Origin of the sequence: Arthrobacter sp. NPDC058127 (genome assembly GCF_042884555.1) — a bacterium.
Taxonomy (GTDB): domain Bacteria; phylum Actinomycetota; class Actinomycetes; order Actinomycetales; family Micrococcaceae; genus Arthrobacter.
The window spans coordinates 12774-39092 of sequence record NZ_JBHVTT010000014.1 but is presented as its reverse complement, the minus strand read 5'-3'; the positions used below and the strand labels follow the sequence as shown (position 1 = coordinate 39092).

At 64.3% G+C, this 26319-nt stretch carries 20 protein-coding genes; 9 read left to right on the top strand and 11 right to left on the bottom strand.

What is annotated here, in order from left to right; all coding sequences use genetic code 11:
• The first annotated feature begins 4 nt into the window (after positions 1–4).
• Both ACFVTG_RS17190 and ACFVTG_RS17185 read left to right on the top strand, forming a co-directional pair.
• Positions 5–3016, top strand: a complete 3012-nt coding sequence (locus ACFVTG_RS17190; RefSeq protein WP_390282133.1) for a bifunctional [glutamine synthetase] adenylyltransferase/[glutamine synthetase]-adenylyl-L-tyrosine phosphorylase — start codon at positions 5–7, stop codon at positions 3014–3016.
• A gap of 50 nt (positions 3017–3066) precedes the next feature.
• Entirely contained in the window at positions 3067–3588 is a 522-nt protein-coding gene (locus tag ACFVTG_RS17185; RefSeq protein WP_390282132.1) for a GNAT family N-acetyltransferase, read from the top strand.
• A 7-nt stretch (positions 3589–3595) separates the two neighbouring features.
• Here the strand turns inward: ACFVTG_RS17185 and ACFVTG_RS17180 are convergent, their stop codons facing one another.
• A complete protein-coding gene (locus ACFVTG_RS17180; RefSeq protein WP_284751787.1) occupies positions 3596–3856 on the bottom strand; it encodes a hypothetical protein in 261 nt (86 codons plus the stop codon).
• A 583-nt stretch (positions 3857–4439) separates the two neighbouring features.
• Between ACFVTG_RS17180 and ACFVTG_RS17175 the strand changes: the two genes are divergently transcribed.
• On the top strand, positions 4440–4604 hold the full coding sequence (locus tag ACFVTG_RS17175; protein WP_148667595.1) for a DUF2207 domain-containing protein: 165 nt from the start codon (positions 4440–4442) through the stop codon (positions 4602–4604).
• Between the two features lie 183 nt (positions 4605–4787).
• On the opposite strand, the gene glnA is transcribed toward ACFVTG_RS17175, so the two are convergent.
• Positions 4788–6212: a type I glutamate--ammonia ligase gene (gene glnA, locus ACFVTG_RS17170; RefSeq protein WP_284751788.1), complete on the bottom strand. Its 1425-nt coding sequence runs from the start codon at positions 6210–6212 to the stop codon at positions 4788–4790.
• Positions 6213–6531: 319 nt separating this feature from the next.
• On the opposite strand from glnA, the gene ACFVTG_RS17165 reads away from it, so the two are divergent.
• A complete protein-coding gene (locus ACFVTG_RS17165) occupies positions 6532–6969 on the top strand; it encodes an RDD family protein (RefSeq protein WP_284751789.1) in 438 nt (145 codons plus the stop codon).
• Positions 6970–7033: 64 nt separating this feature from the next.
• Here ACFVTG_RS17165 and ACFVTG_RS17160 read toward each other — a convergent pair whose 3' ends face one another.
• The 3 genes from ACFVTG_RS17160 to lipB all read right to left on the bottom strand — a co-directional run bounded on the left by ACFVTG_RS17160 (position 7034) and on the right by lipB (position 9572).
• Positions 7034–7798, bottom strand: a complete 765-nt coding sequence (locus ACFVTG_RS17160; protein WP_284751790.1) for a DUF4191 domain-containing protein — start codon at positions 7796–7798, stop codon at positions 7034–7036.
• A gap of 89 nt (positions 7799–7887) precedes the next feature.
• Positions 7888–8907 (bottom strand): lipoyl synthase, encoded by a 1020-nt coding sequence (gene lipA, locus ACFVTG_RS17155; RefSeq protein WP_390282131.1) that lies wholly within the window; start codon positions 8905–8907, stop codon positions 7888–7890.
• The gene (lipB, locus tag ACFVTG_RS17150; RefSeq protein ID WP_284751989.1) at positions 8904–9572 is read right to left on the bottom strand and encodes a lipoyl(octanoyl) transferase LipB; all 669 of its coding nucleotides are present in this window, start codon (positions 9570–9572) and stop codon (positions 8904–8906) included. Before lipB ends, lipA begins: the two co-directional genes overlap by 4 nt.
• A 191-nt stretch (positions 9573–9763) precedes the next feature.
• Between lipB and ACFVTG_RS17145 the strand changes: the two genes are divergently transcribed.
• Complete coding sequence (locus ACFVTG_RS17145) at positions 9764–11380, top strand: serine/threonine-protein kinase (RefSeq protein WP_390282129.1); 1617 nt, start codon at positions 9764–9766, stop codon at positions 11378–11380.
• Positions 11381–11384: 4 nt separating this feature from the next.
• On the opposite strand, the gene ACFVTG_RS17140 is transcribed toward ACFVTG_RS17145, so the two are convergent.
• Positions 11385–12284 carry a TIGR01777 family oxidoreductase gene (locus ACFVTG_RS17140; protein ID WP_284751990.1) on the bottom strand — a complete coding sequence of 300 codons (900 nt, stop codon included), beginning with the start codon at positions 12282–12284 and terminating at the stop codon, positions 11385–11387.
• Positions 12285–12367: 83 nt separating this feature from the next.
• Between ACFVTG_RS17140 and ACFVTG_RS17135 the strand changes: the two genes are divergently transcribed.
• A complete protein-coding gene (locus ACFVTG_RS17135; protein WP_390282128.1) occupies positions 12368–15889 on the top strand; it encodes a S41 family peptidase in 3522 nt (1173 codons plus the stop codon).
• Positions 15890–15974: 85 nt separating this feature from the next.
• On the opposite strand, the gene ACFVTG_RS17130 is transcribed toward ACFVTG_RS17135, so the two are convergent.
• From ACFVTG_RS17130 to ACFVTG_RS17110, 5 genes are all read right to left on the bottom strand, one after another.
• Positions 15975–16403 (bottom strand): OsmC family protein, encoded by a 429-nt coding sequence (locus ACFVTG_RS17130; protein WP_284751992.1) that lies wholly within the window; start codon positions 16401–16403, stop codon positions 15975–15977.
• Between the two features lie 213 nt (positions 16404–16616).
• A complete protein-coding gene (locus tag ACFVTG_RS17125; RefSeq protein WP_390282127.1) occupies positions 16617–16970 on the bottom strand; it encodes a hypothetical protein in 354 nt (117 codons plus the stop codon).
• Between the two features lie 159 nt (positions 16971–17129).
• Positions 17130–18878 carry a 2-oxoglutarate dehydrogenase, E2 component, dihydrolipoamide succinyltransferase gene (sucB, locus tag ACFVTG_RS17120; RefSeq protein ID WP_390282125.1) on the bottom strand — a complete coding sequence of 583 codons (1749 nt, stop codon included), beginning with the start codon at positions 18876–18878 and terminating at the stop codon, positions 17130–17132.
• 107 nt (positions 18879–18985) lie between these two features.
• The gene (gene lpdA / locus ACFVTG_RS17115; RefSeq protein ID WP_284751995.1) at positions 18986–20368 is read right to left on the bottom strand and encodes a dihydrolipoyl dehydrogenase; all 1383 of its coding nucleotides are present in this window, start codon (positions 20366–20368) and stop codon (positions 18986–18988) included.
• A 235-nt stretch (positions 20369–20603) separates the two neighbouring features.
• Positions 20604–22124: a leucyl aminopeptidase gene (locus tag ACFVTG_RS17110; RefSeq protein ID WP_390282124.1), complete on the bottom strand. Its 1521-nt coding sequence runs from the start codon at positions 22122–22124 to the stop codon at positions 20604–20606.
• Positions 22125–22442: 318 nt separating this feature from the next.
• On the opposite strand from ACFVTG_RS17110, the gene ACFVTG_RS17105 reads away from it, so the two are divergent.
• The 3 genes from ACFVTG_RS17105 to ACFVTG_RS17095 all read left to right on the top strand — a co-directional run bounded on the left by ACFVTG_RS17105 (position 22443) and on the right by ACFVTG_RS17095 (position 26110).
• Positions 22443–23381, top strand: a complete 939-nt coding sequence (locus ACFVTG_RS17105) for a proteasome assembly chaperone family protein (protein ID WP_390282123.1) — start codon at positions 22443–22445, stop codon at positions 23379–23381.
• A 35-nt stretch (positions 23382–23416) separates the two neighbouring features.
• Positions 23417–24775, top strand: a complete 1359-nt coding sequence (locus tag ACFVTG_RS17100) for a nitrate/nitrite transporter (protein WP_390282122.1) — start codon at positions 23417–23419, stop codon at positions 24773–24775.
• Positions 24776–24877: 102 nt separating this feature from the next.
• Positions 24878–26110, top strand: coding sequence for a DUF4192 domain-containing protein (locus ACFVTG_RS17095; protein ID WP_390282120.1), 1233 nt, complete (start codon positions 24878–24880; stop codon positions 26108–26110).
• Positions 26111–26319: the final 209 nt, after the last annotated feature.

The following is a 26319-nucleotide window of genomic DNA, read 5'->3' as shown; positions in this document are numbered from 1 at the left end:
GAGTGTGAGCCTGGCCCGCCGGCTCATCTCTGCCGGTTTCAGCGATCTTGAAAAAGGTGAACGGTTCCTTGCCGCGCGTGAACTCGACGGCATCGACCAGGACACGATCTTTGCTGGTCTGCACCTGAGCGCGAACCCGGACACCGCGCTCCAGTCGCTCGTGCGCTTGATCGAGAAGCATCCCTCACTCAGGCAGCTCGCGGGGGAGCACCCGGATCGCAGTGAGCCGCTTTACCGCTTGCTGGGCGCATCCGAGGCCTTGGGAGAGTTCCTGATCAGGCATCCGGAACATCTGGACGTCTTCGATGTCCGCGTCAGCCCGGAACCCTTGTCCGCCGATGCCGGTGAGCTGCGGACGAAGCTGCTCCGATCAGTGAAGGCGGACCCCAACTCGCCCAGGCCCGTTGCCGCGATGACGGGAGCCAGCGCCTACACTGCACTCCGGACGGCTTACCGGCGCGGGCTCACCGAATTGGCCATCAAGGACCTCTGCGCCGCCAGTCCCCAGGACTTCATGCCGGCCGTCGGTGCCGAACTGGCCGACCTCGCCGGCGCGGCGATAGAGGCGGCCCTGGCCGTTGCCAGGGCAGAAGCCGCGGCGACTTTCGATCCCGCCGATATTGCCGGCGTCGGGCTCGCCGTCATCGGCATGGGCAAGTGCGGTGCCCGTGAGCTCAACTACATTTCCGACGTCGACGTCATCTACGTGATCGAGGCGCCGGACCTGGAGGACGCCGAGGCCGCAACCATCGGCACGGCCTTGGCCGCCGGGATCTCCCGCGCTATTTCGTCCACGGGATCCGAACCCGGGTTGTGGGAGGTCGACGCGAACCTGCGGCCCGAAGGGAAATCCGGTCCCCTCGTCAGGACGTTGCCCTCGCACTTGAGCTACTACGCGAAGTGGGCTGAAAGCTGGGAGTTCCAGGCACTCCTCAAGGCCCGGACCATCGCAGGGGACAGGGATCTGGGCTCGCGTTACGAGCAGGCCGTCCAGCCGCTCGTGTGGGCTTCGGCCGGCCGGGAAGGTTTCGTGGAATCCGTGCAGGCGATGCGCCGCAGGGTGACGAATAACATTGCTCCGGCGGAAGAACAGCGCCAGATCAAACTGGGTCCCGGCGGCCTGCGCGATGTCGAGTTCACGGTGCAGCTCCTGCAACTCGTCCACGGAAAGTCCGATGAAACGCTCCGTTGCCGGGATACGACGTCGGCGATATCGGCTCTGTCCGCGGGTGGCTACATCGGCCGGGTGGATGCCGCTGCCTTCGACGCCGCTTACCGCTACCTGCGGGTTCTTGAGCACCGCATCCAGTTGTTCCAGATGCGCCGTACCCACCTCATGCCCACGAGCCAGGAGTCTTTGCGGTTCCTCGCGAAAGCCGTCCTGGGGCCCTTTTCCACGGGGAGGCCGCATCCGGACGCCCTGATCGAAACCTGGCAGAAGACCAAGCGGTCCGTTCGAGAACTGCACGACCGGATCTTCTACCGGCCGCTGCTCAACACGGCCGCGAAGTTGAGCACCGAAGACGCCCGGCTCACTCCGGAAGCTGCCCAAGGCCGGCTTGCGGCGCTCGGCTACCGCGACCCGCAGGGCGCCATGCGCCACATCGAGGCCCTCACTGCCGGGGTCAGCCGGCGCGCCGCACTGCAGCGGCAACTGCTCCCCATCCTTCTCGGCTGGCTCGCCGAAGGTGTGGACCCCGACGCCGGACTGCTCGCCTTCCGCCGTGTCAGCGAAGCCCTTGGAACCACCCATTGGTATCTCGGAATGCTCCGGGACTCCCAAGCGGCAGCCGAGCGGCTTTGCCACGTGCTCTCGAACTCGCGGCTCATCGCCGATCTCCTGGAGGTTTCCCCGGAATCCGTTGCGTGGCTAGGTGCCGACAAGGAGCTCATGCCGCTTAGCTTCGAAGCCCAGTGGCAGGAAATCCAATCCAAGATGTCGCGCCACGCCGATCCCGAGAATGCAATGCGGCTCATCCGGCTCATCAGGCGCCGGGAAATCCTCCGGATCGCCATCGCGGACAGTTCCGGCCTCCTCGAACAGGACGCAGTGGGCACGGCATTGGCCGATGCCGACCGGGCTGCGGTCCTGGGCGCCTTGCACGTCGCCGAGTCCATCGTGGCTTCCGAGGGACCCCCCAAGACCCAGGTGCTGGTTGTCGCCATGGGTAGGCAAGGCGGACGCGAGATCGGCTACGGCTCGGACGCCGACGTCATGTACGTCCACCGCGCGCTCCCTGGCGCGAGTGAATCCGACGCCCAGCAACAAGCCCTTGCCATTGTGGGGCACATTTCCACCCTGCTTACCCAACCCCTCAAACCGGCCATCCTGGCGGAGCGGGTCCTCACCGTTGATGCCGATCTTCGCCCCGAGGGAAAGAACGGGGCCATGGTCCGTTCCCTCGAGTCGTACGCGGAGTATTACCGACGGTGGTCCCTCATCTGGGAAGCCCAGGCGCTGTTGCGCGCACAACCGATGGCCGGCAACGACGAATTGGCCGCGGAATTCCTCTGGCTCATCAACCCGATCCGCTACCCGGAATCGCTCGCCGAGACCGATGTGCGGGAGATCCGGCGCGTCAAGGCGCGGGTTGAGTCGGAGCGACTCCCGCGAGGCGCCGATCCAGCCAGGCACCTTAAGCTCGGACGGGGTGGACTCAGCGACGTCGAATGGCTTGTGCAGTTGCTGCAGCTCCAACACGCAGGGAAGCATCCACAACTGCGGACCACTTCCACGCTCAAGGCCCTCGACGCGATCGAGTCGTTGGGACTGATCGACAAGGGTGACATCGTGTTGCTTCGCGAAGCCTGGCGGCTCGCGAGCCGTATCCGCTCGGCGAATGTGATCTGCACGGGGCGTGCCTCCGATCTCCTCCCGGCGTCTCGGAGGGATTTGGAAGCCGTTGCCAGATGGTGTGGTTACGCTCCGGGGCAAGCCGCGGTATTCGAAGAAGACTATTTGCGCCTGAGCCGGCGGACCCGGGCCGTGTTTGAGAAGGACTTCTACGGGCAGTGAGCCGCCGCTCGAGCCGACCCGCGGAGTGCGGGGACGGCTAAGCTCGAAGGATGCTGGAAACCGTGTGGCTCATTCCCTTGAAGGATCTCGACGACGATGCCCGCGCCGTAACGCTCGGCGACGTCGCCGTCATGGAATTGGCCGCGGGGCAGGAAGACTTCGTCGGGGACCCGTTCAAGATGATGCTCATGGGCCTGGAAGACGAAAGCCGCTTGCCGTACGTGATCGAGGCGGCAGGTGCCGCCGTCGGAGTATTTACCTTGCAGTCTGGTGCCGCAACCTTGGCAGGATGGCCCGACGACGATTCCGCCTGGCTCCTGCGTGGGTTTTTGATCGACCATAAGCATCAGGGGAGAGGCCTGGGCGCCCTGTCTGCTGCGGCGGCTGCCCGGGAAGCGCAGAAGCTGACAGCGAGGCTGGGTGGCGGCCAGGCCGGCGTCGTGCTCTCAGTTAACGAACACAATCCCGCCGCCAAGGCTGCGTACGCAAACGCGGGCTTTGTCGAGACAGGCAGGTACTTGGGTGGTTCCGCCGGTCCGCAATGGACGATGTACCGGGGTTTCGGCGACTAGGCGGTACCTAGGACTCGACGAGAGTCACGATTGTTTCCGGGCGCACGCCATCGAATTTCATCGCTTCGGCGGCAGCTTCGGACTCCAACATGCGCTGGAACGTTTCCATGTCCGGGACCTCGACAATCAGTCCGACCCGGTTGGTTTTTCCCGGATCGACGAACGTTCGAACTGTGAAGCCCTGGGGTCCGAAGAGTTCTTCCCGTTTCGGTGAGCTAAGCCAGTGCTCAACGTCGTCGACCTCATGGAAGATCATCAAGGTTGTCATCGTATGCCTCCGCTTTCAGAAGTTGCGCCAGGAGCCGGAAGGGATGAGGACTCTCTCAAGCATCCTGATCACGCTGAACGTACCACGGCGTCCACCGCGGCGACAGGGTCGTCGTGACTGATGGTTGGAACTGAGCCTAGATGCGCGGTCCGGTCGGCAATGCGGAATTGGGACGCTCGCTCACCTATGTGGGTGTTTGGCCGGACGCTCGCTCGCTTGTGTGGGTGTTTGGCCGGACGCTCGCTCGCTTGTGTGGGTGTTTGGCCGGACGCTCGCTCACCTATGCCGTCCATCTGGTCAACGCTACTGCAGATATGACCTCAAGGTAGACGCGTCCCTTGATTTATGTGAGCGAGCGTCCCGGGAAGAGCCGTTATTTGTGAGCGAGCGTCCCGTGACGGGCCGTCATAAGTGGGTCAGGCGCTTGCCGATGGGGTCAACGAAGCGGTGCCGCGGGCCAGTGCGAGGCTGGCGCGTCGTGGCTGGATTAGAATAATAAGCATGCTTACAGTAAGGTTGCTGAGGTTTGCACAGCGATAAAGGCAATCATCAGAATGTTTACGACTGAAACTGGAGCTACATCATGAATGTCATCCTCGGAATCGTCGCGGTCATCGCGATCCTTTTCTTTATCATTGGCGGCACCGTAAAGGCCCTCGGATTCCTTCTCTGGATCGCCCCGATACTGATCGTCCTGGCGATTATCGTCTTCCTCTTCAGGTTGATTAGCGGGCGCCGGCGGGTGTAGGAAAAATTGGGGGTCCGGCCCCGGCGATCCGGGGCCTTTACAAAAGGACGGCTGTGTCTTGACAGGCACGGCCGTTCTTTTTTGTGGGGGACTCATGGCGGGGATTTCCACCACGGATTTAAAACGGAGAAGGGGTCACGGGCGATTGCCCGTGACCCCTTCCCATGCTTCTTGCGGTGTTACTTAGACGCCGTAGTAGAGCTCGAACTCGTACGGGTTCGGGCGCAGCGACAGCGGACGGATCTCGTACTCGTACTTGTATTCGATCCAGGTGTCGATGAGGTCCTGGGTGAAGACGCCACCGGCCTGCAGGAACTCGTTGTCCTCGCGGAGGGCCTCAAGGGCTTCCTCAAGGGAACCCGGAGCCTTGGGGATGTCCTTGGCTTCCTCGGCGGGCAGTTCGTACAGGTCCTTGTCGATCGGAGCCGGGGGCTCGATGCGGTTGCGGATACCGTCGATGCCGGCCATGAGCTGGGCAGCGAAGGCCAGGTACGGGTTGGAGGCGGGGTCCGGAGCGCGGAACTCGATGCGCTTGGCCTTCGGGTTGGAGCCCGTGATCGGGATACGGATACCGGCCGAGCGGTTGCCCTGCGAGTAAACCATGTTGACCGGAGCTTCGAAGCCCTTGACGAGGCGGCGGTAGGAGTTCACCGTCGGGTTGGTGAACGCGAGAACGGCCGAGGAGTGCTTCAGCAGGCCGCCGATGTACCAGCGGGCGGTGTCGGACAAGCCGGCGTAGCCCTTTTCGTCGTAGAAGAGCGGCTCGCTGCCGTTCCACAGGGACTGGTGGCAGTGCATGCCCGAGCCGTTGTCACCGAAGATCGGCTTCGGCATGAACGTGACGGACTTGCCGTACTCCCACGCGGTGTTCTTGATGACGTACTTGAACTTCTGCAGGTCGTCGGCAGCGTGCACGAGCGTCGTGAACTTGTAGTTGATCTCAGCCTGGCCGGCGGCACCGACTTCGTGGTGCGAGCGCTCGACTTCGAGGCCTGCTTCGTCCAGCGCGAGGCACATTGCGTCACGAAGGTCAGCCTGGTGGTCAACCGGGGCAACCGGGAAGTATCCGCCCTTGAAGGGGGTCTTGTAACCGAGGTTTCCGCCTTCTTCTTCGCGGCTCGTGTTCCAAGGGGCTTCAATCGAGTCGACCTTGTAGAAGGAACCCTGGGGGGAGGATTCGAACTGAACATTGTCAAAGACATAGAACTCAGCTTCGGGAGCAAAGAATGCCGTGTCCGCGATGCCGGTGGAAGCCAAGTAGGCTTCTGCCTTTTCGGCCACGCCGCGCGGGTCGCGGTGGTAGGGGTCGCCAGTGCGCGGGTTCACGATGGAGAAGTTCAGCGCGAGGGTCTTCTCGACGCGGAAGGCGTCGATGAAAGCCGTGGTGACATCCGGGATGAGCTGCATGTCGGACTCGGCGATGCCCTGGAAACCGCGGATGGAAGATCCGTCAAAGAGCTGACCGTTGACAAAGAAGTCAGCGTCGACGCTCTTGGCCGGCACGTTGAAGTGCTGCTGGACGCCCGGAAGATCGGTGAAGCGGATATCGACGAATTTTACGTCTTCGTCTTTGATGAACTTGAGGACTTCGTCCGCAGTCTTGAACATCTATGCTCCTATCGCATAACAGGTAACAGGCCAACAGGGCCGTCTGATCCAGCGCAAACCGAAGGCAGGGAAACAAAAAAGTATCCCTGCATCGGCGGCTAGCAACTTCTCCAACCATAGGGAAAGGGGATTTCCCCGGGGTGTCAGTATTGTTTCGAGCAGGTTACAGAACTGCCTGCCGTGTAAACGCTACTGGTCTACTGCAGTGCCAGTCTATGTCTTTCTTCGGTGTGTCTGTTTCCCTGTGAACACAGCGAACATCCCACCGGCGCCGCCTCCCGCCGTCGGGCGTGCGATGGTGAAGCCGTAAGCTTGAAGTGTGGTTGATCGTAAAGATATTGGTTCATGGCTCACAGGGCCGGACACGTCCGGAATTTCCAAGTACCCGGGAGCACGGCTCGGCCTTCCCGAGTCCGGCCCCGGTTCCATGGCGCGGGCCGGCCGTCGCATCCTGGCAATCTGCATCGACTGGGTCATTGCCCTGGTGATCAGCAACTTTGCCTTCGGCGGCAACCAGTGGGCAACACTTGCCGTCTTCGCGGTGGAACAGATCCTTCTCATCGGGACGCTGGGCTACAGCATCGGACACCGGGTTGCCGGCATCCACGTGGTACGGCTCGGCGGAACACGGGCGGGCCCATTGGCCGCTGTGGTCAGGACGATCCTCCTGTGCCTGGTGATCCCCGCGGTTGTTTTCGATCCCGACCAGCGTGGCCTCCACGACAGGGCAATGAACACGATCCTCATCCGGATGTAACTTTCCGCAGACAAAAAAGCCGCCCGTTCCCGGATATCCAGGAACGGGCGGCTTGTCGTTTTAGCTAGCGTCCGCGTGCTGCCTTGCGGTCAGGGCGTGCCTTGTACGGGTCGATGCCCTTGGGGATCGGCAGGCGGTTGCCGAGCGAAGAGATTCGCTTGCTGACGGCGCCGACCTCAACCTTGGTGAGCTCGTTCTTGTATTTGTTCATGGTCTTTGCTATTTGGCTGATAGGCACTTGGCCTTCGCCACGACCGCTTTCGATCACGTGAATAGTGACGTTCGGCAGGATACGGGCGAGCTTCTTGCGCTCGGCGTCGACCAACGGCTTGACGCGGTGTGAAGGTCCTTCGCTGACCAGTACGACGCCGGGACGGCCGATGGCGCGGAAGACAGCGTCCTGGGTGCGCGGGTTGACTGCGACCGGCTGGTCCTCCGTGATCCAGCCGCGGCGCAGGGTTCCCAAGGCCGCACCGGAGGCTCCGGGCTGGTTCTCGATCTGGGCGAAGGCCGCCCGTTCCGCGCGGCGCGAGAGGATGAAGACAGCTGCCAGCAGGCCCAAGGGGATGCCGATGATCAGGCCCGTGACCCAGTTGTTCAGGAGGAGCCCGACGATGAGGCTGACAGCAACGACGCCGAGGAACGCCAGCAGCATGAGCCACACGACGATGGGGTCGTTACGGCGGGTCATCTTGAAGACCTCGCCGATCTGCTTCAGCTGGCTCGGCTTCTTGGCCTTGGCTTCCTTGGGCTTGCGGGAAAACAAGCCGCGCTTGGGAGCGTCGGCAGCCGATGTTGTCGAGTTGCTGGAATCAGGGGATTTCGCCATAGTGCCTTAATTCTACGTGATTTATGCCAAAGGACCGGACGCCGGATTTGTCCGGGGTCCGGTCCTTTGACCGTGCTTTAGCCGACGTGCTATGCGTGGTGCGCGAGGAGGGTGCGGGCTTCCTGGCGGGTGGTGCCGGAGTCCTGGATGCCTTCGGCGATGTGGGCCAGGTGCGTGGGGATTTCGCGGCCTTTTTTGCGCATCGCGGTGGCCCAGAGTCGTCCGGCGCGGTAGGAGGAGCGGACCAGGGGGCCGGACATGACGCCGAGGAAGCCGATTTCCTCGGCTTCGGTGGCGAGGTCGACGAATTCCTGGGGTTTGACCCAGCGGTCCACGGGCAGGTGCCGTTCGGAGGGGCGCAGGTACTGGGTGATCGTGATCAGGTCACAGCCCGCGGCGTGCAGGTCGGCCAGGGCTTCGGAGATCTCTTCCCGGGTTTCGCCCATGCCCAGGATCAGGTTGGATTTGGTGACCATCCCGTGGGCCCGGCCCTGGGTGATGACGTCCAGGGAGCGGTCGTAGCGGAACGCGGGGCGGATGCGCTTGAAGATCCGGGGCACGGTTTCGACGTTGTGCGCGAAGACCTCGGGGGCGGAGTCGCAGATCGCGCTGATGTGTTCGGGTTTGCCGGAGAAGTCGGGGATGAGCAGTTCGACGCCGGTGCCGGGGTTCAGTTCGTGGATCTTGCGGACGGTCTCGGCGTAGAGCCAGACGCCTTCGTCTGCCAGGTCGTCGCGGGCGACGCCGGTGACGGTGGCGTAGCGCAGGTTCATGGCCTGGACGGAGCGGGCGACCTTGGTGGGTTCGAACATGTCCACGGGGGAGGGTTTGCCGGTGTCGATCTGGCAGAAGTCGCAGCGGCGGGTGCATTCGGAGCCGCCGATCAGGAAGGTCGCTTCCTTGTCTTCCCAGCACTCGAAGATGTTCGGGCAGCCGGCTTCCTCGCAGACGGTGTGCAGGCCTTCTTTTTTCACGAGGTTCTTCAGGCCCACGAATTCCGGTCCCATCTGGACCTTGGCCTTGATCCACTCGGGCTTGCGTTCGACCGGGACGGCTTTGTTGCGCTGTTCAACGCGCAGCAGCTTACGGCCTTCAGGTGCCAGGGTCACTGGAGTGCTCCTTCGGGGCTGGATACGAGTGCTTCTTCGTGCTTGCGGAACTCTTCCACGAAGCGCTCAGCAATGTCGGCCGGATTGATGGTCCTGCCGGTCTCAATGGACATGGTGGTGACGCTGGCGTCGGTGATGCCGCACGCGATGATCTGTGCGTAGGGCGCGAGGTCGTTGCTGCAGTTGATGGCCACGCCGTGCATGGTGACGCCGTCCAGGACGCGAATGCCGATTGCGGCGATCTTGCGGTCCGGACCCTTTTCGTCGGCGAGGACCCAGACGCCTGCCCGGCCTTTGACCCGCGTGGCCTTGATCCCGTAGTCCTCCATGATCGCGATCATGACGGCTTCGAGACGCTCGACGTAGTCACGGATCCCGGCACGGTTCTTCAACTTGAGGATGGGGTAGGCAATGAGCTGGCCCGGTCCGTGCCAGGTCAATTTGCCGCCACGGTCCACCGGAACGACGGGAGTGCCGTCAAACGGGCGCTCGTGGTCCTCCGTGAGCTTGCCTGCCGTGTAGACCGCGGCGTGCTCAAGGAGCAGGACGGTGCTGGGTTTCTCGCCGGCAACAACCTTGTTGTGGAGTTCGCGCTGGATATCCCAGCCCTGCATGTAGTCAACGAAATCCGGGGCAAGACCCAGCTGTGAAAACTCAAGAGTCATGGGGATAAGCTTAGACCCCGCCGGGCGCAGGCCATGATTTTGTGGCCAAGCTCTCAGTCGTACTCGGCCGGGTTGCGGGGCTCCGGTCCCTGGCCTGTGGATAACTTCTGCGGCAATCCGCGATTTCCGGTATTTGTTGAGGCATGGAGACTTTTTCGCCAGGCGGGAGCGGCCAAGACCAAGACGGGGCCGTGCCCTCCCAGGGGACCGAACCTTCCGAACCCGTGATCCCGGGTTTTCTTCCGGTCCGTGAGCTGGGCCGCGGAGGGAGCGCCACGGTGTGGCTCGCAACGGAGCAGCGGTCGGGAAACAATTTCGCCGTGAAATGCCTCGACCGGAAACCGCCGATTGTGGATTCAGGCGAGTCCAAGTCATCCCTGCTCCGTGAAGTCCAGCTTCTGTCCCGGCTGGACCACGAGCACCTCGTGAAGGTCCGTGGCGTCGTTGAGTTGGCAGGATCCTTTGGCGGCGGCTTGGGCGTGGTCATGGACTACGCCCCCGGGGGATCGCTTGCGCAGTTGGTGTCCAGCAGGGGGCGTCTTGGCGTGGGCGAGACGGTGACTATCCTGACGCCCCTGGCGCATGCCCTGGCCTATCTGCATCGCCAAGGCATGACACACTCCGATGTCTCGCCCGGAAATGTCCTCTTCACCGCCCAAGGGAAGCCGCTCCTCTCGGACATGGGCATTTCCCGCGTGGTGGGGGACGCCTCGGGGGTCCCAGACTCCGGAACCCCCGGATTCGTGGATCCTGATCCGATTACCCCGGGGACCGCGGAACTCCAGCCGCAACGCGACACCTACGCCCTCGCCGCCCTTGGCTGGTATTGCCTCACCGGCTCCGCGCCTGACACTGCGGCCCGCCGGCCGCCGCTGACATTGCTCGTGCCCGCGGTCCCCACAGCCCTTGCCGTCGCCATCGAGGCCGGGCTCCATCCCGACGGGGAGCAGCGGCCTTCTGCGGCCGAATTGGGTGTTGCCATCTACAGGAGCGCAGCGCCGGAAGCCGTGGACCTTTCTGCGTCGGTGCATGCGACGGTTGTTCCTGAACTGATGACCCGGCGTCGGGCTTCTGATCGCCGCTCGAAGCGCGCCCGCATCGCGGTGCTTTTCAGCCGCTCCCGCCCGCCGGGGGTGGGCCACAGGCACCGGCGGGCGGTAGCTCCGGCTTCCGCCCGACGGCGGGTGGCGTCTCTTGTGCTCGCCCTCGGGGTAGTTGTGGGCGCCGGATCAGGAGCCGCAGTGTGGTGGGCTGGCACAGTGTGGTGGGCCGGCGATCTGGGACCGGGAGCAGGGCCGCCGACGCTTGGCGCGGCGTCGACGACTGGCCAGGAAGACCGGAGCGCGAACGAACCGGGCAATACCCGGCAGGGAACCGTCCTCGACGGGGTTCCCGCGGCGGTACTGGGCCAGATCCGATCCGAAAAACCGGAGGAAGCCATCAGCGGGCTGTCTGCGATCCGGGACACAGCGTTGAGTTCCGGCAAGTTCGAGTTGTTGGACCTCGTCAATGTACAGGGCTCAGCGGCTGCCGCCTCGGATGGAAAGCTCAGGGACGAATTGATCGGCGCCGGCTTGGTTCTCGCGGGCTTTTCCACCATCTTGACGAGCGTGAGAGTGGAAGGCGTTCCCGACCCGGACCGGGCGACGGTTGCTGTCACGGTGGCAACCTCGGCTTATGAAGAACGGGACGCCGCGGGGACGGCCGTCCGGGCGCGTCCCCCGGGCAAGCCACAGGAACTCAGGCTGGTCCTCCAGCGCGGCGGGGGCTCGTGGAGGATCACGGAGATCCTGGCCAAGCAGCCTTAGGGGCTCATTTGCCGCCGTTTGCCACCCATCGGGCGGCGTCCGCCAGCGCGGGGTGCTGCCAGGCAAAGCCTGAGTCCATCAGCCTTGCCGGTTCCATGCGCTGGTTGGCAAGGACAAGTTCCTCTGCCAGATGGCTGCCAAGGGCGAGGCGCAGGGCCGGGGCGGGTACGCGCAGGAACGCCGGCCGGTGCAGGGCAGCCGCCAGTTGCGCAACGATCGCGTTGACATCCGCGCTTTCGGGGGCGCACACGTTGACGGGACCTTCAAGCGACGAGTTGAGCAGGTATTCGAAGGCTGAGACCTCATCCACCAGGGAAATCCACGGCCAATATTGCCGGCCGTTTCCCAGCGGTCCGCCCACGCCCATCTTCAACAACGGAAGGAGCGGCCCCAACGCTCCGCCATCAGGGCTGAGGACCACCCCGGTACGCGGTGTCACCACCCGTACGCCGGCAGGTGCCGTATGGGCGGCGGCCTCCCAATCGACGCACAGCGTGGCCAGCATGCCTTTGCCTGGCCCTGCGTCCTCCCGGAGCAGGCCGGCGCGGGACGAACCGTAGTAACCCGACGCCGACTGGCTCAGGAACGTTCCGGGCGGAGTGCCCAGCCGTCCCATGGCCGCCGTGAGCGTTTTTGTTGTCCGCAAGCGTGAGTCGATGATGTCCCGCACGCGCGCCTTGCTCCAGCGGCGCTCCCCGATGCCTGCCCCGGAGAGGTTGACCACGGCGCCTGCGCCGTCGAGTACCGCCTCATCCAGTTGGCCCGCGGCCGGATCCCAAAATGCCTCATTTGCCCCTGCAGGCGGACGGCGGACCAACCGCACGACGTCGTGCCCGCTGCCGAGGAGACGCGCGGAAAGCGCGGTTCCGATGAATCCTGAAGCACCCGATATCACGATTCGCATGCCTCATCTCATCATGGCGAGCGTCACTTCGGCATTACGGCAGGCCTCAAAAGGCTCGCTTCACCTTTGACTATGATCGAACAATGACCTCCTCCAGCTACTTCCGTTTCCCGCATTTGCACGGTGATTTGATCACTTTCGTGGCCGAAGACGACGTTTGGATTGCGCCCGTGGCCGGAGGCCGCGCGTGGCGGATTTCGGCCCAGCAGCTCCCTGCACGCAATCCCCGCTTCACCCCGGACGGCAAGCGGCTCGTCTGGACGACGATCGTGGGGGCCGCTCCCGAGGTGGTGACAGCGAATGTCGACGGCGGCGGGTACCGGCAGTTGAGCTACTTCGGCCACAGCACCACCCGGGTCAAGGGATTCACCTCCGCAGGCGACGTCGTAGTCACCACGGCCTTCGAACAAGCCGAGGGGCGGCACACGCACGCCTACGCCTTGCCGCTCGACGGCGGCCCCGCCGTCGAGCTTCCCTTCGGCCCCGTCGAATCAGTGGCATTCGGCCCGGAAGTGGGGGACGAGCGTCCCGTGGTCCTTGCCAGCGTGCTTTCCCGCGAGCCTGCCTGGTGGAAGCGGTACCGCGGCGGCACTGCCGGAAAACTGTGGATCGACGCCGACGGGAACGGCGAGTTCGCCCGCTTGGTTCCCGCGCTCGACGGGAACCTCGCGGACCCGCTGTGGGTAGGCGGACGGATCGCCTTCCTTTCGGACCACGAGGGCTACGGGAATCTCTACTCGCTGCAGCCGGACGGTTCGGACCTGCGCCGCCACACCGATCACGAGGACTTCTATGTCCGGCACGCTGCGAGCGACGGCAAGCGGGTCATCTTCGAATCGGCGGGTGAGTTGTGGATCCTGCCGACGCTCGAGGCCGACGCCGAAGCGGTACGGCTGGACGTCTGCCTGGGTTCAGCATCCCAGTCGCGCCGGCCCGCTCCCCTCAAAGTCGCCGCTCACTTGGGCGAAGTCTTCCCCAACGCAGCCGGTTCGGCCAGTGCGGTGGAATCCCACGGAACCATCCACTGGCTGCGCCACAAAGACGGACCGTCCCGCGTGGTCGAAGCGACTCCCGGCGTGCGGGCAAGGCTTCCCCGGCCCCTCATTGACGGTCGCATCGCCTATGTAGCAGACCACGACGGCGTCGATTCCATCTATATCAAGAGGATTGCCCCGCGTTTCTCACGGCCGGCCGTCGAGGCGCCAGTCAAGGACGCAGTACCGGCGCCACACGAAGCTGAAGAGGCCGCGGCCGGACAACTGCCCCGCCCCGTCTCGGCATCAGCCATTGCGGGACAGCCCGCGACGTCCGAGGTTCGGGTGCCGCAGCCGCACACGGATATTGCTACGGCGTCCGCGGATACTGAGGCCGCCCCTGTCAGCACCACAAGTGGCGGGGCCGAAGAATCACCGATCGATTTCCTGCGGATCGATTTTCCCAGGGCGGCCCGTCCAAGCGCCCTCGAAGCCAGTCCCGATGGCCGGTGGCTTGCCGTGGGTACCGCGTTCGGAGACGTCTACCTGGCCGACACTGCCAGCGGCACCTTGTCGCCGCTTGTCAGCGTGGGGGATGGCAGCATCGACAGCCTCGCATGGTCGCCGGACTCGCAATGGCTTGCATGGTCCGAGCCTGTGACATCCTTTGGCTCGCGGAGCAAGTTGCGCATGGTCAACATCGCCAGCCCGGAAGACGTCGTGGATGTCACCGACGGCCGCTTCTGCGACGAATCGCCGGCATTCACTCCCGACGGCAAATTCCTGGCGTTCCTCTCGAACCGCAGCTTTGATCCCGTCTACGACGGCCATGCCTTCGACTTGTCGTTCCCCAGCCCCATCAAGCCGTACCTCGTGGCACTCGCCGCAGCCACTCCATCTCCCTTCGGCCCGATAGTGGATCTGCTGGACGAGGATGAAGACGCACCACCCGCACAGACGAACGGCGCGAAGGACGGTGTGGGAGATGGTGCCGGGGCGACCGTCAGGGTCCATGTGGACCTTGAAGGGCTGCCCTTGCGCGTCATCGGCGTCCCCGTGCCGCAGGGCAACTACTCGGCGCTTTCGGCTTCCAGCGGCGCATTGCTGTGGCTCGACACCCCGCTCTCAGGTGTCACGGGAGACGGCCGAGGCAAGGTGCAGGACAAGGCGCCCGCTCCGGCTTTGGTCCGCTACGAGCTTTCGAAGCAGAAGCAGGTCACACTAGCCTCCGCGGTTGAGCGTTACCGACTGTCCGGAGACGGCAAGAAACTGGTCTTCGTGAACGACAAGCAGGTTATCGCCGTACCGTCCGATACCAAGGTTGAAGAAGAATCGGGCGAGCTCGTCAAGGTTGAGCTGAACCGGATCCGGGTAGTCATGGATCCTTTGGCGGTGTGGGGGCAGGCCTTCGACGAAGCGTGGCGGCTGCAGCGGGACTTCTTCTGGACGGAAGACATGGCGGGCCAGGACTGGGATTCGGTGCACGCACGGTACCGGCCCGTCGTCGAACGCCTCGGCTCGCACGACGACTTGGTGGACCTTCTGTGGGAACTGCACGGTGAGCTGGGCACTTCCCACGCGTACGTGCGTCCGGCGGCCGTGGGCGAACCCGGGAGCAATGGACAGGGCCGGCTCGGCGCCGACCTCAAGCTCACGGAGGCCGGCTGGGAGATCACGCGGATCCTCGCCGGAGACTCTTCCGACCCCCTCGCCAACTCGCCGCTGACGCGGCCGGGATCCGACGCGAAGGTGGGCGACGTTGTCCTGGCGATCGACGGCGTCGGGCTCTCCGCAGACCGTACTCCCGCCAAACAACTGGTGGGCGCAGCGGGCCGGACCGTGGAACTCACGCTCCTGAATGGCGCTGGGCACGGCGAGGCGGCCGGCCAGCAGCGGCGGATCGCTGTTGTTCCGGTAAAGGACGAGGAACGCTTGCGGTACCAGGAATGGGTGCACGCCAACAGGCGCACTGTGCGCGAGGCCTCGGACGGAAAGTTCGGCTATCTGCATGTCCCGGACATGATGGCCAACGGCTGGGCGCAGCTTCACAGGGATCTTGATACCGAGACCGCGATGGACGGCTTGATTGTCGACGTACGCCGGAACCGTGGCGGCCACACCTCCCAGCTCGTGGCTGAACTGATCGGCCGCAAGGTCACCGGCTGGAGCATGCCCCGCGGCGAAAAGCCGCGTACTTATCCGCATCACGCTCCGCGCGGCCCCGTCATTATCCTCGCCGACGAATTCGCCGGCTCGGACGGTGACATCATCACGCAGGTGTCCAAACTCCGCGGCATCGGCCCGGTCATCGGCACCCGGACCTGGGGCGGCGTCGTGGGCATCGACAACCGTTTCGCCTTGGCTGACGGCACCGGCGTGACCCAGCCTCGCTATGCCACGTGGTTCTCCGGTGGCATCGGGTGGAGCGTGGAGAACTTCGGGGTTGAGCCTGACATCGAAGTGGTGTTCCCGCCCCACGCCTATGCGGCCGGCACCGATCCCCAGTTGGAGTACGGGATCGGGGCCCTCAAGGAAATGGTGCAGGAGCTACCCACAGACCGGCCACCCCTGCGTGCAGGCTACCGCAAGCTCCGCCCGGCTGCGTTACCCGCGCGGCCGCAAAAGGGCTAGCCGGAGGCCCACAAGACGAAGTCCCCGCCCTTCCGGAAGGAAAGGCAGGGACTCGCTTTATGGACAGGTTTCGGACGTGTTGCCGCTAGGAAGCGAGCGTGGCATCCAGCGTGATCGGCGTTGCCCGGAGTGCCTGGGATACCGGGCAGTTGACCTTGGCGTCTTCGGCGAGGCGCTGGAACTCTTCTTCGGAGACACCCGGGATGCGTGCGCTCACGGTCAGGTGGATGCCCGTGATGCCTTCGCCTGGCTGGAAGGTGACATCGGCCTTGGTGTTGACCTCTTCCGGCGTGAAGCCTGCGCCTGCGACGCCGTTGCTGAAGGCCATCGAGTAGCATGCCGAGTGTGCGGCAGCAATCAGCTCTTCGGGGCTCGTCTTGCCCTCTGCGGACTCCGCGCGGGCCTTCCAGGTGACGTTGAAGGTTCCGAGCCCGGAGCTGTCCAGCGTGGTGTTGCCGGCGCCTTCGATCAGGTTGCCGTTCCATACGGTGTGTGCGGTGCGTGTTGTTGCCATGTCCACTCCTCAGCGTCGTTGCGAATTGGCATCCGGATACCGGATGCCGCCGGGTTCAATCCTAGGGAGTCGACGGCGGCGGCGCACCGCTTGTCCGCTCTCAGAGGATTGTGACTGCCACGGTTCAAGCGGTAACGGCTTAAGCGGCAACGGCCGCCCGGACGAAAGGTCCAGGCGGCCGCTCAGTTTGCTCCAGCCAGCGATTATCCGGGATTACTGCCAGATCGTGGCGATGGCGATGTTGACCAAAGCCAGGCCGCCGACGCCGTGGGCCAATCCCGTAGAGACCGGTTCGCCCTTCTTGACCTTGCGTGAGCCAATGACGGCGAGAACGGCCACGGCGAGGCCGATCGCGAACTTGATGCCGAGCTTGAAGTAGTTGGGATCGGCATTGGGCAGCATGGGCAGGATTCCCATCATGGCAACACCGGTGATCAGCTGCACGAAGGCGCCATCGCGCTGACGCGGGTGAACGGTCGGCTGCTTCATGGTGGCGATCCAAAAACCCACGATCATGGCTGCGCCGACGATGTGCAAGAACAGCAGGACGTTGAAGAGGATAGTCATGGCTCCAGCTTAGCCAGAATCTTCTACGTGCCGTAGCAAAGCCACGGAGCAATATCCTGGCATGAAAAACGGGAAGGCCCCGGCGGTTTCCCGTCGGGACCTTCCCGTCGTCGTGATCCGCACCGTCAGGAGGTACGGGTCGCTATATGTTCGCTGGAATCAGAGGCCCAGGTCGGCTTCGAACGCGCCTTCCTCAAGGCGGGCCTTGAGGGTCTGGAGGAAGCGGCCGGCGTCAGCACCGTCAACCAGGCGGTGGTCGTACGTCAGGGACAGGTACATCATGGAGCGGATGGCGATCGAGTCATCGCCGTTCGCGTCGGCAACCACGACCGGTCGCTTGACGATGGCACCGGTGCCGAGGATACCCACCTGCGGCTGGTTGATGATCGGCGTGTCGAACAGTGCGCCGACAGAACCGATGTTGGTGATGCTGAAGGTACCGCCGGACAACTCGTCCGGACCGATCTTCCCCTGGCGGGTACGGCCGGCGACGTCGGCGATCTTGCCGGCCAGGCCGGCAAGGTTCAGGTTGCCTGCGTCGGAAATGACCGGGACCAGCAGGCCCTTGTCGGTGTCCACCGCGATCGCGAGGTGTTCCGCGTTGTGGTAAGTGATTTCCTGCTTGCCTTCGTCGTACGCGGCGTTCAGCTTGGGGTGCTGCTTCAGGGCTTCGGCCACGGCCTTGGCGATGAACGGCAGGAAGGTCAGCTTGACGCCGTTCTGGGCCTCGAAGGAGCCCTTGGCCTTGAGGCGGAGCTTGGCGATCTTGGTCATGTCGACCTCGTGCACCTGGGTCAGCTGCGTTGAGGTTTCGAGGGACTCGCGCATGCGGCGGGCGATGACCTGGCGGATGCGGGGAGCCTTCTCCACGGTTCCGCGGAGCGAGGAGGCCGCCACGGGGGCGGCAGCAGGCTTGCTCGGGGCTGCGGGAGCTGCCGGGGCGGGTGCGGCGGCTGCTGCTTTCATTGCGTCGGCCGCGGCGAGCACGTCCTGCTTCCGGATACGGCCACCGACGCCGGTGCCCGCCACGGTGGTGATGTCGACACCGTTCTGGTTGGCAAGCTTGCGGACGAGCGGGGTGACGTAGCCCGACTCGGTCGAAGACGCTGTGGGTGCGGCAGCCGGCGCCGGAGCTGCGGGCGCCGCGGCAGCCGGTGCTGCTGCTGGTGCGAGGGCCGCCGGTGCGGGTGCGGATTCAACAACCGGTGCCGCTGCGGCGGGTGCTGCTGCTACGGGTGCCGGTGCAGCCGCGGGTGCCGGTGCTGCCGCGGCGGGCGCCCCGGAGCCGATGACGGCAAGAACGGAGCCGACCTCGGCTGTGTCGTCCTCGTTGACGCGGATCTCGAGCAAAGTGCCGGCCACGGGGGAGGGGATCTCGGTGTCGACCTTGTCGGTGGAGACCTCGAGGAGCGGCTCGTCCACCTCGACGGTGTCGCCGACGGCCTTGAGCCAGCGGGTTACGGTGCCTTCGGTGACGCTTTCGCCCAGGGCGGGGAGAGTCACGTCGTGACCCGATGCCTCACCGGAAGCTGCGGCGGGGGCGGGGGCGTCTTCGGCTGCGGGAGCCGGCGCAGCTGCGGGAGCCGGTGCGGCTTCAGGGGCCGGTGCTGGTTCCGGAGCTGCCGGTGCTTCTTCCACCGGTGCGGCTGCAGGCGCGGCAGCGCCGTTGCTGCCGCTGCCGATCCGAACCAGGGGAGCGCCGACTTCGGCTGTCTCGTCTTCAGCTACGAGGATTTCTTCGATGATGCCGGCAATAGGAGACGGGATTTCAGTGTCTACTTTGTCGGTGGAAACTTCGAGCAGGGGCTCGTCGACTTCCACTCGGTCACCAACCTGCTTGAGCCAGCGAGTGACGGTGCCTTCGGTGACGCTTTCACCAAGGGCGGGCAAGTTAACGGATTCAGACATGTCGTCCCCGTTCTCCTTATTGATCTTTAGTGCGGATGAGTGTTGCCTGCTGGGGTCCTGCGCCCGCAGTTCGTGCGGGCGCAGGACCGGGTGTCTTGCGTAAAGACTTAGCCGTGGAGCGGCTTGCCTGCCAGCGCGAGGTGGACTTCGCCCAGGGTCTCGTTCTGCGTCGGGTGTGCGTGGATGAACTGGGCCACGTCCTCCGGGTGTGCTTCCCAGTTGACGATCAGCTGTGCTTCGCCGATCTGCTCGCCCATGCGGGAACCGATCATGTGGATACCGACGACGGGACCGTCCTTCTGGCGGACGACCTTCACGATGCCGCCGGTGCCCAGGATGGAGCTCTTGCCGTTGCCGGCCAGGTTGTATTCCTGGGTCTGGACCTGGTCCTCGCCGAACTTCTCCTTGGCGCCCTTTTCGGTGTAGCCAACGGTGGCGATTTCAGGTTCGCAGAAGGTGACCTTCGGGATGTTCACGTCTTCGACGACCACGGGGTTCAGGCCGGCGATCTCTTCGGCGACGAAGATGCCCTGCTGGTACCCGCGATGGGCCAGCTGAACGCCCGGGACGATGTCGCCGACGGCGTAGACGTTGCCGACGCCGGTGTGCAGGCGTTCGTTGGTGATGACGAAGCCGCGGTCGATGGTGACGCCTGCCTCTTCGTAACCGAGGTTGGCGGTGACGGGGCCACGGCCTACGGCAACCAGGAGAAGATCGGCTTCGAAGGTCTGGCCGTCGACCAAGGTGACCTTCACGCCGTTGTCGTCCTGCTCGACGCCCTGGAAGAAGACGCCGGTGCTGAACTTGATGCCGCGCTTCTTGAAGGCGCGCTCAAGGTTCTTGACGATGGCGGTGTCTTCGTTGGGAACGAGGGAGGGGAGGCCCTCGACGATGGTGACGTCGACGCCGAAGGACTTCCACACGGAAGCGAATTCGACGCCGATGACGCCGCCGCCGAGGACGATGACGCTCTTGGGGATGTAGTCCATGGTCAGCGCTTCATCGGACGTGATGACGCGGCCGCCGATTTCCAGGCCGGGGAGGGAACGGGAGTAGGAACCCGTGGCCAGGACGATGTTCTTGCCCTTGTAGGCTGTGCCGTTCACGACGACGGTGTCGGTGCCCTGCAGCTTGCCTTCGCCTTCGATGACCGTGATGCCCTTGGACTTGATGAGTCCCTGCAGGCCCTTGTACTTACCGGCGACGATTCCGTCCTTGTAAGAGTTCACGGCTGTGATGTCGATGCTGTCCAACGTGACGTTGACGCCGTACTTGGCGGAATCGCGTGCGTGGTCGGCCAGTTCGGCCGAGTGCAGCAGTGCCTTGGTGGGGATACACCCGTTGTGCAGGCAGGTGCCGCCGAGCTTTCCCTTCTCGACGAGACCAACGGTGAAACCAAGCTGAACGGCACGCAGAGCCGTGGCGTAGCCGCCGCTGCCGCCACCGAGTACCAGGATGTCGAATTCTTGCGCAGTTGCCTGATCGGCCACTAGGACGCTCCCTCGCGTGAGCGATGACACGCGACTACGCGTCATCTGGTCTTGGAACTTGTACTGCCGCGATTATGCCAGCACCGAAGTTCTCTTGCATTTGTGACTACCGTGGTTCACCTTAGCGAACCACTTATCCATGCTCCACCCTGCCGAGGCTTTTGTGGGGCGCTTGTGGCCAGACTCACGTCGGGCCGTGGGGCCGGTCATAAACCGGCCCCACTTGGGGACTTGCTTAGGCCGACGCCAGCACGTCTTCGACGTAGGCGAGCAGCGTCCTGACGGTGCAGCCGGTGCCTTGCTTGGGCGTGTAGCCGTAGGGGCTGCCGTTGTTGAAGGACGGGCCGGCGATGTCGACGTGTGCCCAGGGGATCTGCTTGCCCTCGGCATCCTTGCCGACGAACTCTCGCAGGAACACGGCCGCGGTCATCATTCCGCCATAGCGTTCGCCGATGTTGGCGATGTCAGCAACCTGCGAGTCGAGGCTTGCCCGCAGTTCTTCCGGCAGCGGCATCGGCCAGATGAGCTCGCCCGCGCGGTCTGCCGCGGACTTGAGGGCGCCCGTGACGGCGTCGGAACCCATGACACCGGCAGTGCGGTCGCCGAGGGCGATCAGCTGGGCGCCTGTCAGAGTCGCGACGTCGATGATGGCATCCGGCTGCTCGAGGCTCGCCGCGACCAGTCCGTCCGCCATGACCAAACGTCCCTCGGCATCGGTGTTAAGGACCTCGACCGTCTTGCCGCCGTACACGGTGAGGACGTCTGCCGGCCGCTGTGCAGCGCCGGACGGCATGTTTTCGGCGATGCAGAGCCACGCGGTCACCTTGACGGGCAACCCGAGTCCCGCGACTGCCAGGACAGTATTAAGTACGACGGCGGCGCCCGCCATGTCGCTCTTCATGTCGCCCATGCCGAGGGCCGGCTTGATGGAAATGCCGCCCGTGTCAAAAGTGATGCCCTTGCCGACAAGAGCGATCTTCTTGGTGGCCTTGGCCGGGGAATATTCCACCTTGACGAGGCGGGGCTGGCGGGTTGAACCCTTTCCAACGCCAAGGATTCCGCCGAAACCGTCCTTTTCGAGGCGCTTTTCGTCCCACACGGTTACCTTCACGGGCAAACCCTTGGAGAGTTCCTTGGCAGCTTCGGCAAAGGACTCCGGGTAAAGGTGGCTCGGAGGCTGGTTGACCAGGGTGCGGGTGGCGTTGACCGCGCGTCCGACGAGCAATGCCCGATCGAGCGCGGGCTGGAGATCCTTGCCGTCAAATGCCGTGTGGATCAGGACCTTGCCGACCGGATCCTTGAGGCCATCCTTGCTGGAGCGGTGCTCCGTATAGGAATAGGAACCCAGCACAGCGCCTTCGGCGACGGCCGCGACGTCGGCGAGGGACGCCGTCGGGAGGGCCAGCGTCACGGACGACAAACCGGCCAATTGGCGGACGGCCGATCCTGCGGCCCGGCGCAGGGTTTCCTCTGCGAGGAGGGCGTCGTCGGCGACCTTGCCGACACCTGCCAGGACGAGGACGCCCGAACCGGTCTCCGGAAGACCCGGCAGACGGTGTACCTGATCGGCTGCTCCCGTGATGCCGAGGAGGCCCAAAGAAGCCGCGAGGGTTTCCGCGGCCTTCGCCCCCAGCGGGTTCCCGAGCAGTACCGGTCCGCCTTCCCCCTGTCCGACGGCTATCACGAGTGCGTCGCTGGGCGACTTCTTCAGGTCCTTGGCGATAGTGCCAAGGGTGATGTCTGTAGTCTTCACCACGAGGATTTGTCCTCATCTCTCTCTGCATGGCTTGGCCGGGCTGCATGTTAGGCGCCCGGCCCTGGTACCCGTCCGTTGTCCGCTTGTGACAACGTCCGTGGTTGCTTGGGTCCGCGCACGGCGGCACGTCTCGATCGTAGTCTGTCTGCCGCGCCGGAAAGCAATTAAATGAGAGTTGCGGCACATTGGCCGACAGGAATGCGCGGCCCGTCCGGGGCGTTGTACCAATACATGGAGCGTGGCCGGCCGCCGAGGCATCTGCCGCGGTGTGCAGCCGCCTGCTCCTCCAAGAATTTGAAACTGCGAAAGGAACATGCCGTGTTTGAACGGATTTCCGGCTCACTCCTTGACCCTGAGTCGCTCTACGCGAGCAACATCGAGCTCTTCCACAGCCCGGAAATCAGGGGCCTCAACATGCTGATGGGCTTCACGGGATTCGCTGATGCCGGCCACGTGGTCCAGCAGATCAACCGGGAACTGCTGGATACGCTCGAAGTCGAAACGGTGGCTGTGTTCGACGCCGACCAGCTCATCGACTACCGCACGCGCCGTCCCCACATCAGCTTTGTCGAAGACCACCTTGAGGACTACAAAGCACCCCAACTGGCGCTTTACAAGCTGAATGACGGCTTGGGCGAGCCGTTCCTGTTGCTTGCCGGTTTTGAACCGGACCTCCAATGGGAGCGTTTCGCGCGCGCCGTCGTCGGGATCGTGGAGAAACTGGACGTCAACCTGGTGACCTGGATCCACTCCATTCCCATGCCGGTTCCGCACACCCGCCCGGTCGGCGTAACCGTGCACGGAAACCGCCCGGAACTCATCGAGGGCATTTCCACATGGAAGCCGACTGTCGAGGTTCCTTCGGCCATTGGCCACATCCTGGAACTGAGGCTCATCGAAGCCGGGCGGAAAGTGGCCGGGTACGTCATCCACGTTCCGCACTACCTCGCGGATGCCGAGTACCCGCCCGCTGCGGTGGCGGGACTGGAATACCTGGGGGCGGCCACGTCCCTGATGCTGCCGACGGACCGCCTTCGTGAGGCCGGCAGGGAAGTGGGCAGGCAGATCGCAGAACAAGTGGAAGCATCCGAGGACGTCCAACAGGTGGTTTCAAAGCTGGAGTCCCGCTACGACGACAAGGCCGAGGGAACCGTGCGCCGTTCCCTGCTCGCCGACGAGAACGACGAACTGCCCAACGCCGAGGACCTGGGCGCGGCGGTTGAGGCGTATCTCGCGCGTAAAGATGCGCGCCCATAAAGCAGCTTTAATGCAGCCCCGGGCATAATGGAAGGGTGAACGCACCCCGCGCCTGGCTCATTTGGACGATAGGGGTGCTTGCCTACCTCGTGGCAGTCGCCCAGCGCACATCCTTTGGTGTATCCGGACTGGAGGCTACCGAACGGTTCCATGCCAGCGCGGCGGCTATTTCTTTCTTCACTGTGCTTCAGCTGCTGGTTTATGCGGGCCTCCAGATACCGGTCGGACTCTTGGTTGACCGGTTCGGCTCGCGCGCCATGATTGCCAGCGGTGCCGTGCTCATGGGCCTCGGCCAACTCCAGTTGGCTTATGCCGACGCTGTTCCGGCGGGCGTACTCGGCCGGGTTCTCGTAGGCGCCGGTGATGCGATGACCTTCGTCTCCGTGATCCGCCTCGTGCCGATCTGGTTCGCGCCGGCAAGGGTTCCGCTCGTCACACAGCTGACCGGAATGTCGGGCCAGCTCGGCCAGCTCATCAGTGTGGTGCCGTTCGCCCTGGTCCTTCATTCGGCCGGCTGGAATACGGCCTTCCTCGCGTTGAGCTCGTTGTCCGCGCTTGCGGTCGTCCTTGTCCTCGCCTTGCTCAGGGACGTTCCGCCGGGTCACCCGCCCCGGGAGAGCGCCCAAGGGCTACGCGCCACAGGGGTGACCCTGGCCCGTGCATGGCGGCAGCCCGGGACGCGTCTGGGACTTTGGTGCCATTTCACTGTCCAGTTCAGCGGTAACGTCTTCGCCATGTCCTGGGGCTACCCGTTCCTGGTGTCGGCGCAGGGCCTGAACCCGGCCACCGTGTCAGCCCTGATGGGGCTGTTCGTCGTCACCAGCATTCTTGTGGGGCCCTTGTTTGGAACCTTCGTGGCCCGGCACCCGATGCGGCGCTCGGCCATGGTCCTCCTGATTACGGCGGCTACCGCCCTTGCCTGGGCTGCGGTCCTGCTGTTGCCGAGCAGGGCGCCCCTGTGGTTGCTTGGCTTGCTGGTGGTCGCCCTGGCCATCGGTGGTCCCGGGTCCATGATCGGATTCGATTTTGCCCGGACATTCAATCCTTCCCACAGGATCGGTACCGCCACGGGAATCGTCAACGTGGGCGGCTTCGTTGCGGCGCTCCTGACGATCTACTTGGTGGGGCTCATCCTCGACATTCTCCATACCAGCGGTTTCTCGGGCGGGGAGCTGTACGGCCTGGCGTCCTTCCGCATCGCATTGAGCGTGCAGTTCGTGTTCCTGCTCGTGGGTACGGTCTTGATCCTCATGACCCGCCGCAAAGTACGCCGCCAGATGGCGGCCCAGGGCGTACACGTCCCGCCGCTCCTCGTGTCGCTGGCGAACCAGCGCCGGCGCCGCGTGGCTTTGCGCCGCGAACGGCTCGCAAAGCAGCGAAGCTCCACGCCGTAGCCTGCTTCCGCGGTGTTCCTCCACAGGCACTGACGGACACCTTTGTCCACATACGGCAATTGAGGCCTGCCGTCGCCCGCTCTTGATGCCGATGCTGGATTCATGACAGCAGACAACCGTGTGACCATCTCCCGGCCCGAGGACATCCTCGGCTTCATTCCCCACGCCTTGGGACTTTGGCCGAAGGAGAGCCTCGTCGCGATCACAATGCGCGGGCAGACGCTTGGTGCCACCCTCCGTTTGGACCTTCCTCCCGAGAGATCCGAACGTGTGCTTGCCGGGTACTCACGGAGGATCGGTGAGTATCTGGAAGCGGACCCTGACGCAGACGGCGTGCTTTTGGCAATCTTCAGCGACGACGGTTGGGACGATGACGGCGTCATGCGCGGCCACTTGCGGCTCCTGGAGGCCCTGGACCCCGTCCTGGCCCACCGAGGCGTGGCGCTGCGGGATGCCTGGTTCATCGGCTCCGACTACTGGCGGAGCGCATTCTGCACCGACCTGGAATGCTGTCCTCTTCCCGGGCGTCCCGTGGACCAGATCCTGGACAGCCGGCTCAACGCGGAAATGGTGTTCAGGGGAAGCAACGTCAGGAAATCGCCCCGGTTGCTGGGGCCAGGGGACCAACCTGTCCATGATCCGGAGTTTATGCGAGTGGAAGCCGCCGTGCTTGAGGAGTTGCTCCGGCGGTGGCGGAGCCGGAAGGCATTCGCAGAAATGCTGGATGTGTGGACGTGGGTCCTCGATTCGAGCTGTCGAGGGGAGTTCGACGGCGAGGCTGCGGCGTTCCTCCGGGCGAGCCTGCGGGTCCCCGCCTGGCGGGACGCCGTGGTGGTCCTGGCTGCTGCCGGGAAAGCTGTCGCGTGCGGCGGCGCGGAAGCCTTCGGCTTCTTTGACCATGTGGACGATGGAGAGGGCGATGAAGAGGATGCCTTGGTCATTCCGCCGGGGCTCCGTTCCCCGTCGCCGGCGGTGGCCGGCAAGCCGACTGAGGCGGAGGATCTCAGTGTCTTGCGTTATGGAGACGTGCTGCTGGGGCTCTACCCGGAGAACCCTGACTGGAACCGGTTGACGAGCCTGGACCAGGTTCTGGCGAGCCTCTCCCGTCACGGCGGTGGGGAGGCACGCGCCGCTGCGCTCACGATCCGGGGATGGATTCAGTGGTGCCGGGGGAGCGGTTCGTTCGCCGACGAGCTCCTTTCGCATGCTGAAGGTGAACACCAGGGCTATCGGCTCGCGGAGCTGCTTGCCGAGGTGGTGAGGCGCGGAACGGTGTGCGGCTGGGCCAAAAGCAAGTCGTCCGCGTGGCGGAAGTTCGGCGGGGAGGTGGCGTGACCCGAAGCCTGGAGGTGACTCCGGAGCGTGCCAATGAGGGAAATCCGTGCGGTACGTAATTGTCCGCGCGGTAGCGGGATATCGACCCCCGGAACTCAAAACCGTGAGACAATGGTTGCCGAGACCCGGTTGGGTCCGTGTTTCAAGTGCCGTAAACGTCCCCTGAATTCAGGGAACATTAAGGCGCCGTCGGGAGTTTTACCTAAAGA

Excerpts from the sequence above, each read along its gene's own strand:
- ACFVTG_RS17185 (WP_390282132.1), top strand. The coding sequence starts at position 3,067 with ATGCTGGAAACCGTGTGGCTCATTCCCTTGAAGGATCTCGACGACGAT.
- ACFVTG_RS17180 (WP_284751787.1), bottom strand. The coding sequence starts at position 3,856 with ATGACAACCTTGATGATCTTCCATGAGGTCGACGACGTTGAGCACTGG.
- ACFVTG_RS17175 (WP_148667595.1), top strand. The coding sequence starts at position 4,440 with ATGAATGTCATCCTCGGAATCGTCGCGGTCATCGCGATCCTTTTCTTT.
- glnA (WP_284751788.1), bottom strand. The coding sequence starts at position 6,212 with ATGTTCAAGACTGCGGACGAAGTCCTCAAGTTCATCAAAGACGAAGAC.
- ACFVTG_RS17160 (WP_284751790.1), bottom strand. The coding sequence starts at position 7,798 with ATGGCGAAATCCCCTGATTCCAGCAACTCGACAACATCGGCTGCCGAC.
- lipB (WP_284751989.1), bottom strand. The coding sequence starts at position 9,572 with ATGACTCTTGAGTTTTCACAGCTGGGTCTTGCCCCGGATTTCGTTGAC.
- ACFVTG_RS17140 (WP_284751990.1), bottom strand. The coding sequence starts at position 12,284 with ATGCGAATCGTGATATCGGGTGCTTCAGGATTCATCGGAACCGCGCTT.
- ACFVTG_RS17135 (WP_390282128.1), top strand. The coding sequence starts at position 12,368 with ATGACCTCCTCCAGCTACTTCCGTTTCCCGCATTTGCACGGTGATTTG.
- ACFVTG_RS17130 (WP_284751992.1), bottom strand. The coding sequence starts at position 16,403 with ATGGCAACAACACGCACCGCACACACCGTATGGAACGGCAACCTGATC.
- ACFVTG_RS17125 (WP_390282127.1), bottom strand. The coding sequence starts at position 16,970 with ATGACTATCCTCTTCAACGTCCTGCTGTTCTTGCACATCGTCGGCGCA.
- sucB (WP_390282125.1), bottom strand. The coding sequence starts at position 18,878 with ATGTCTGAATCCGTTAACTTGCCCGCCCTTGGTGAAAGCGTCACCGAA.
- ACFVTG_RS17095 (WP_390282120.1), top strand. The coding sequence starts at position 24,878 with ATGACAGCAGACAACCGTGTGACCATCTCCCGGCCCGAGGACATCCTC.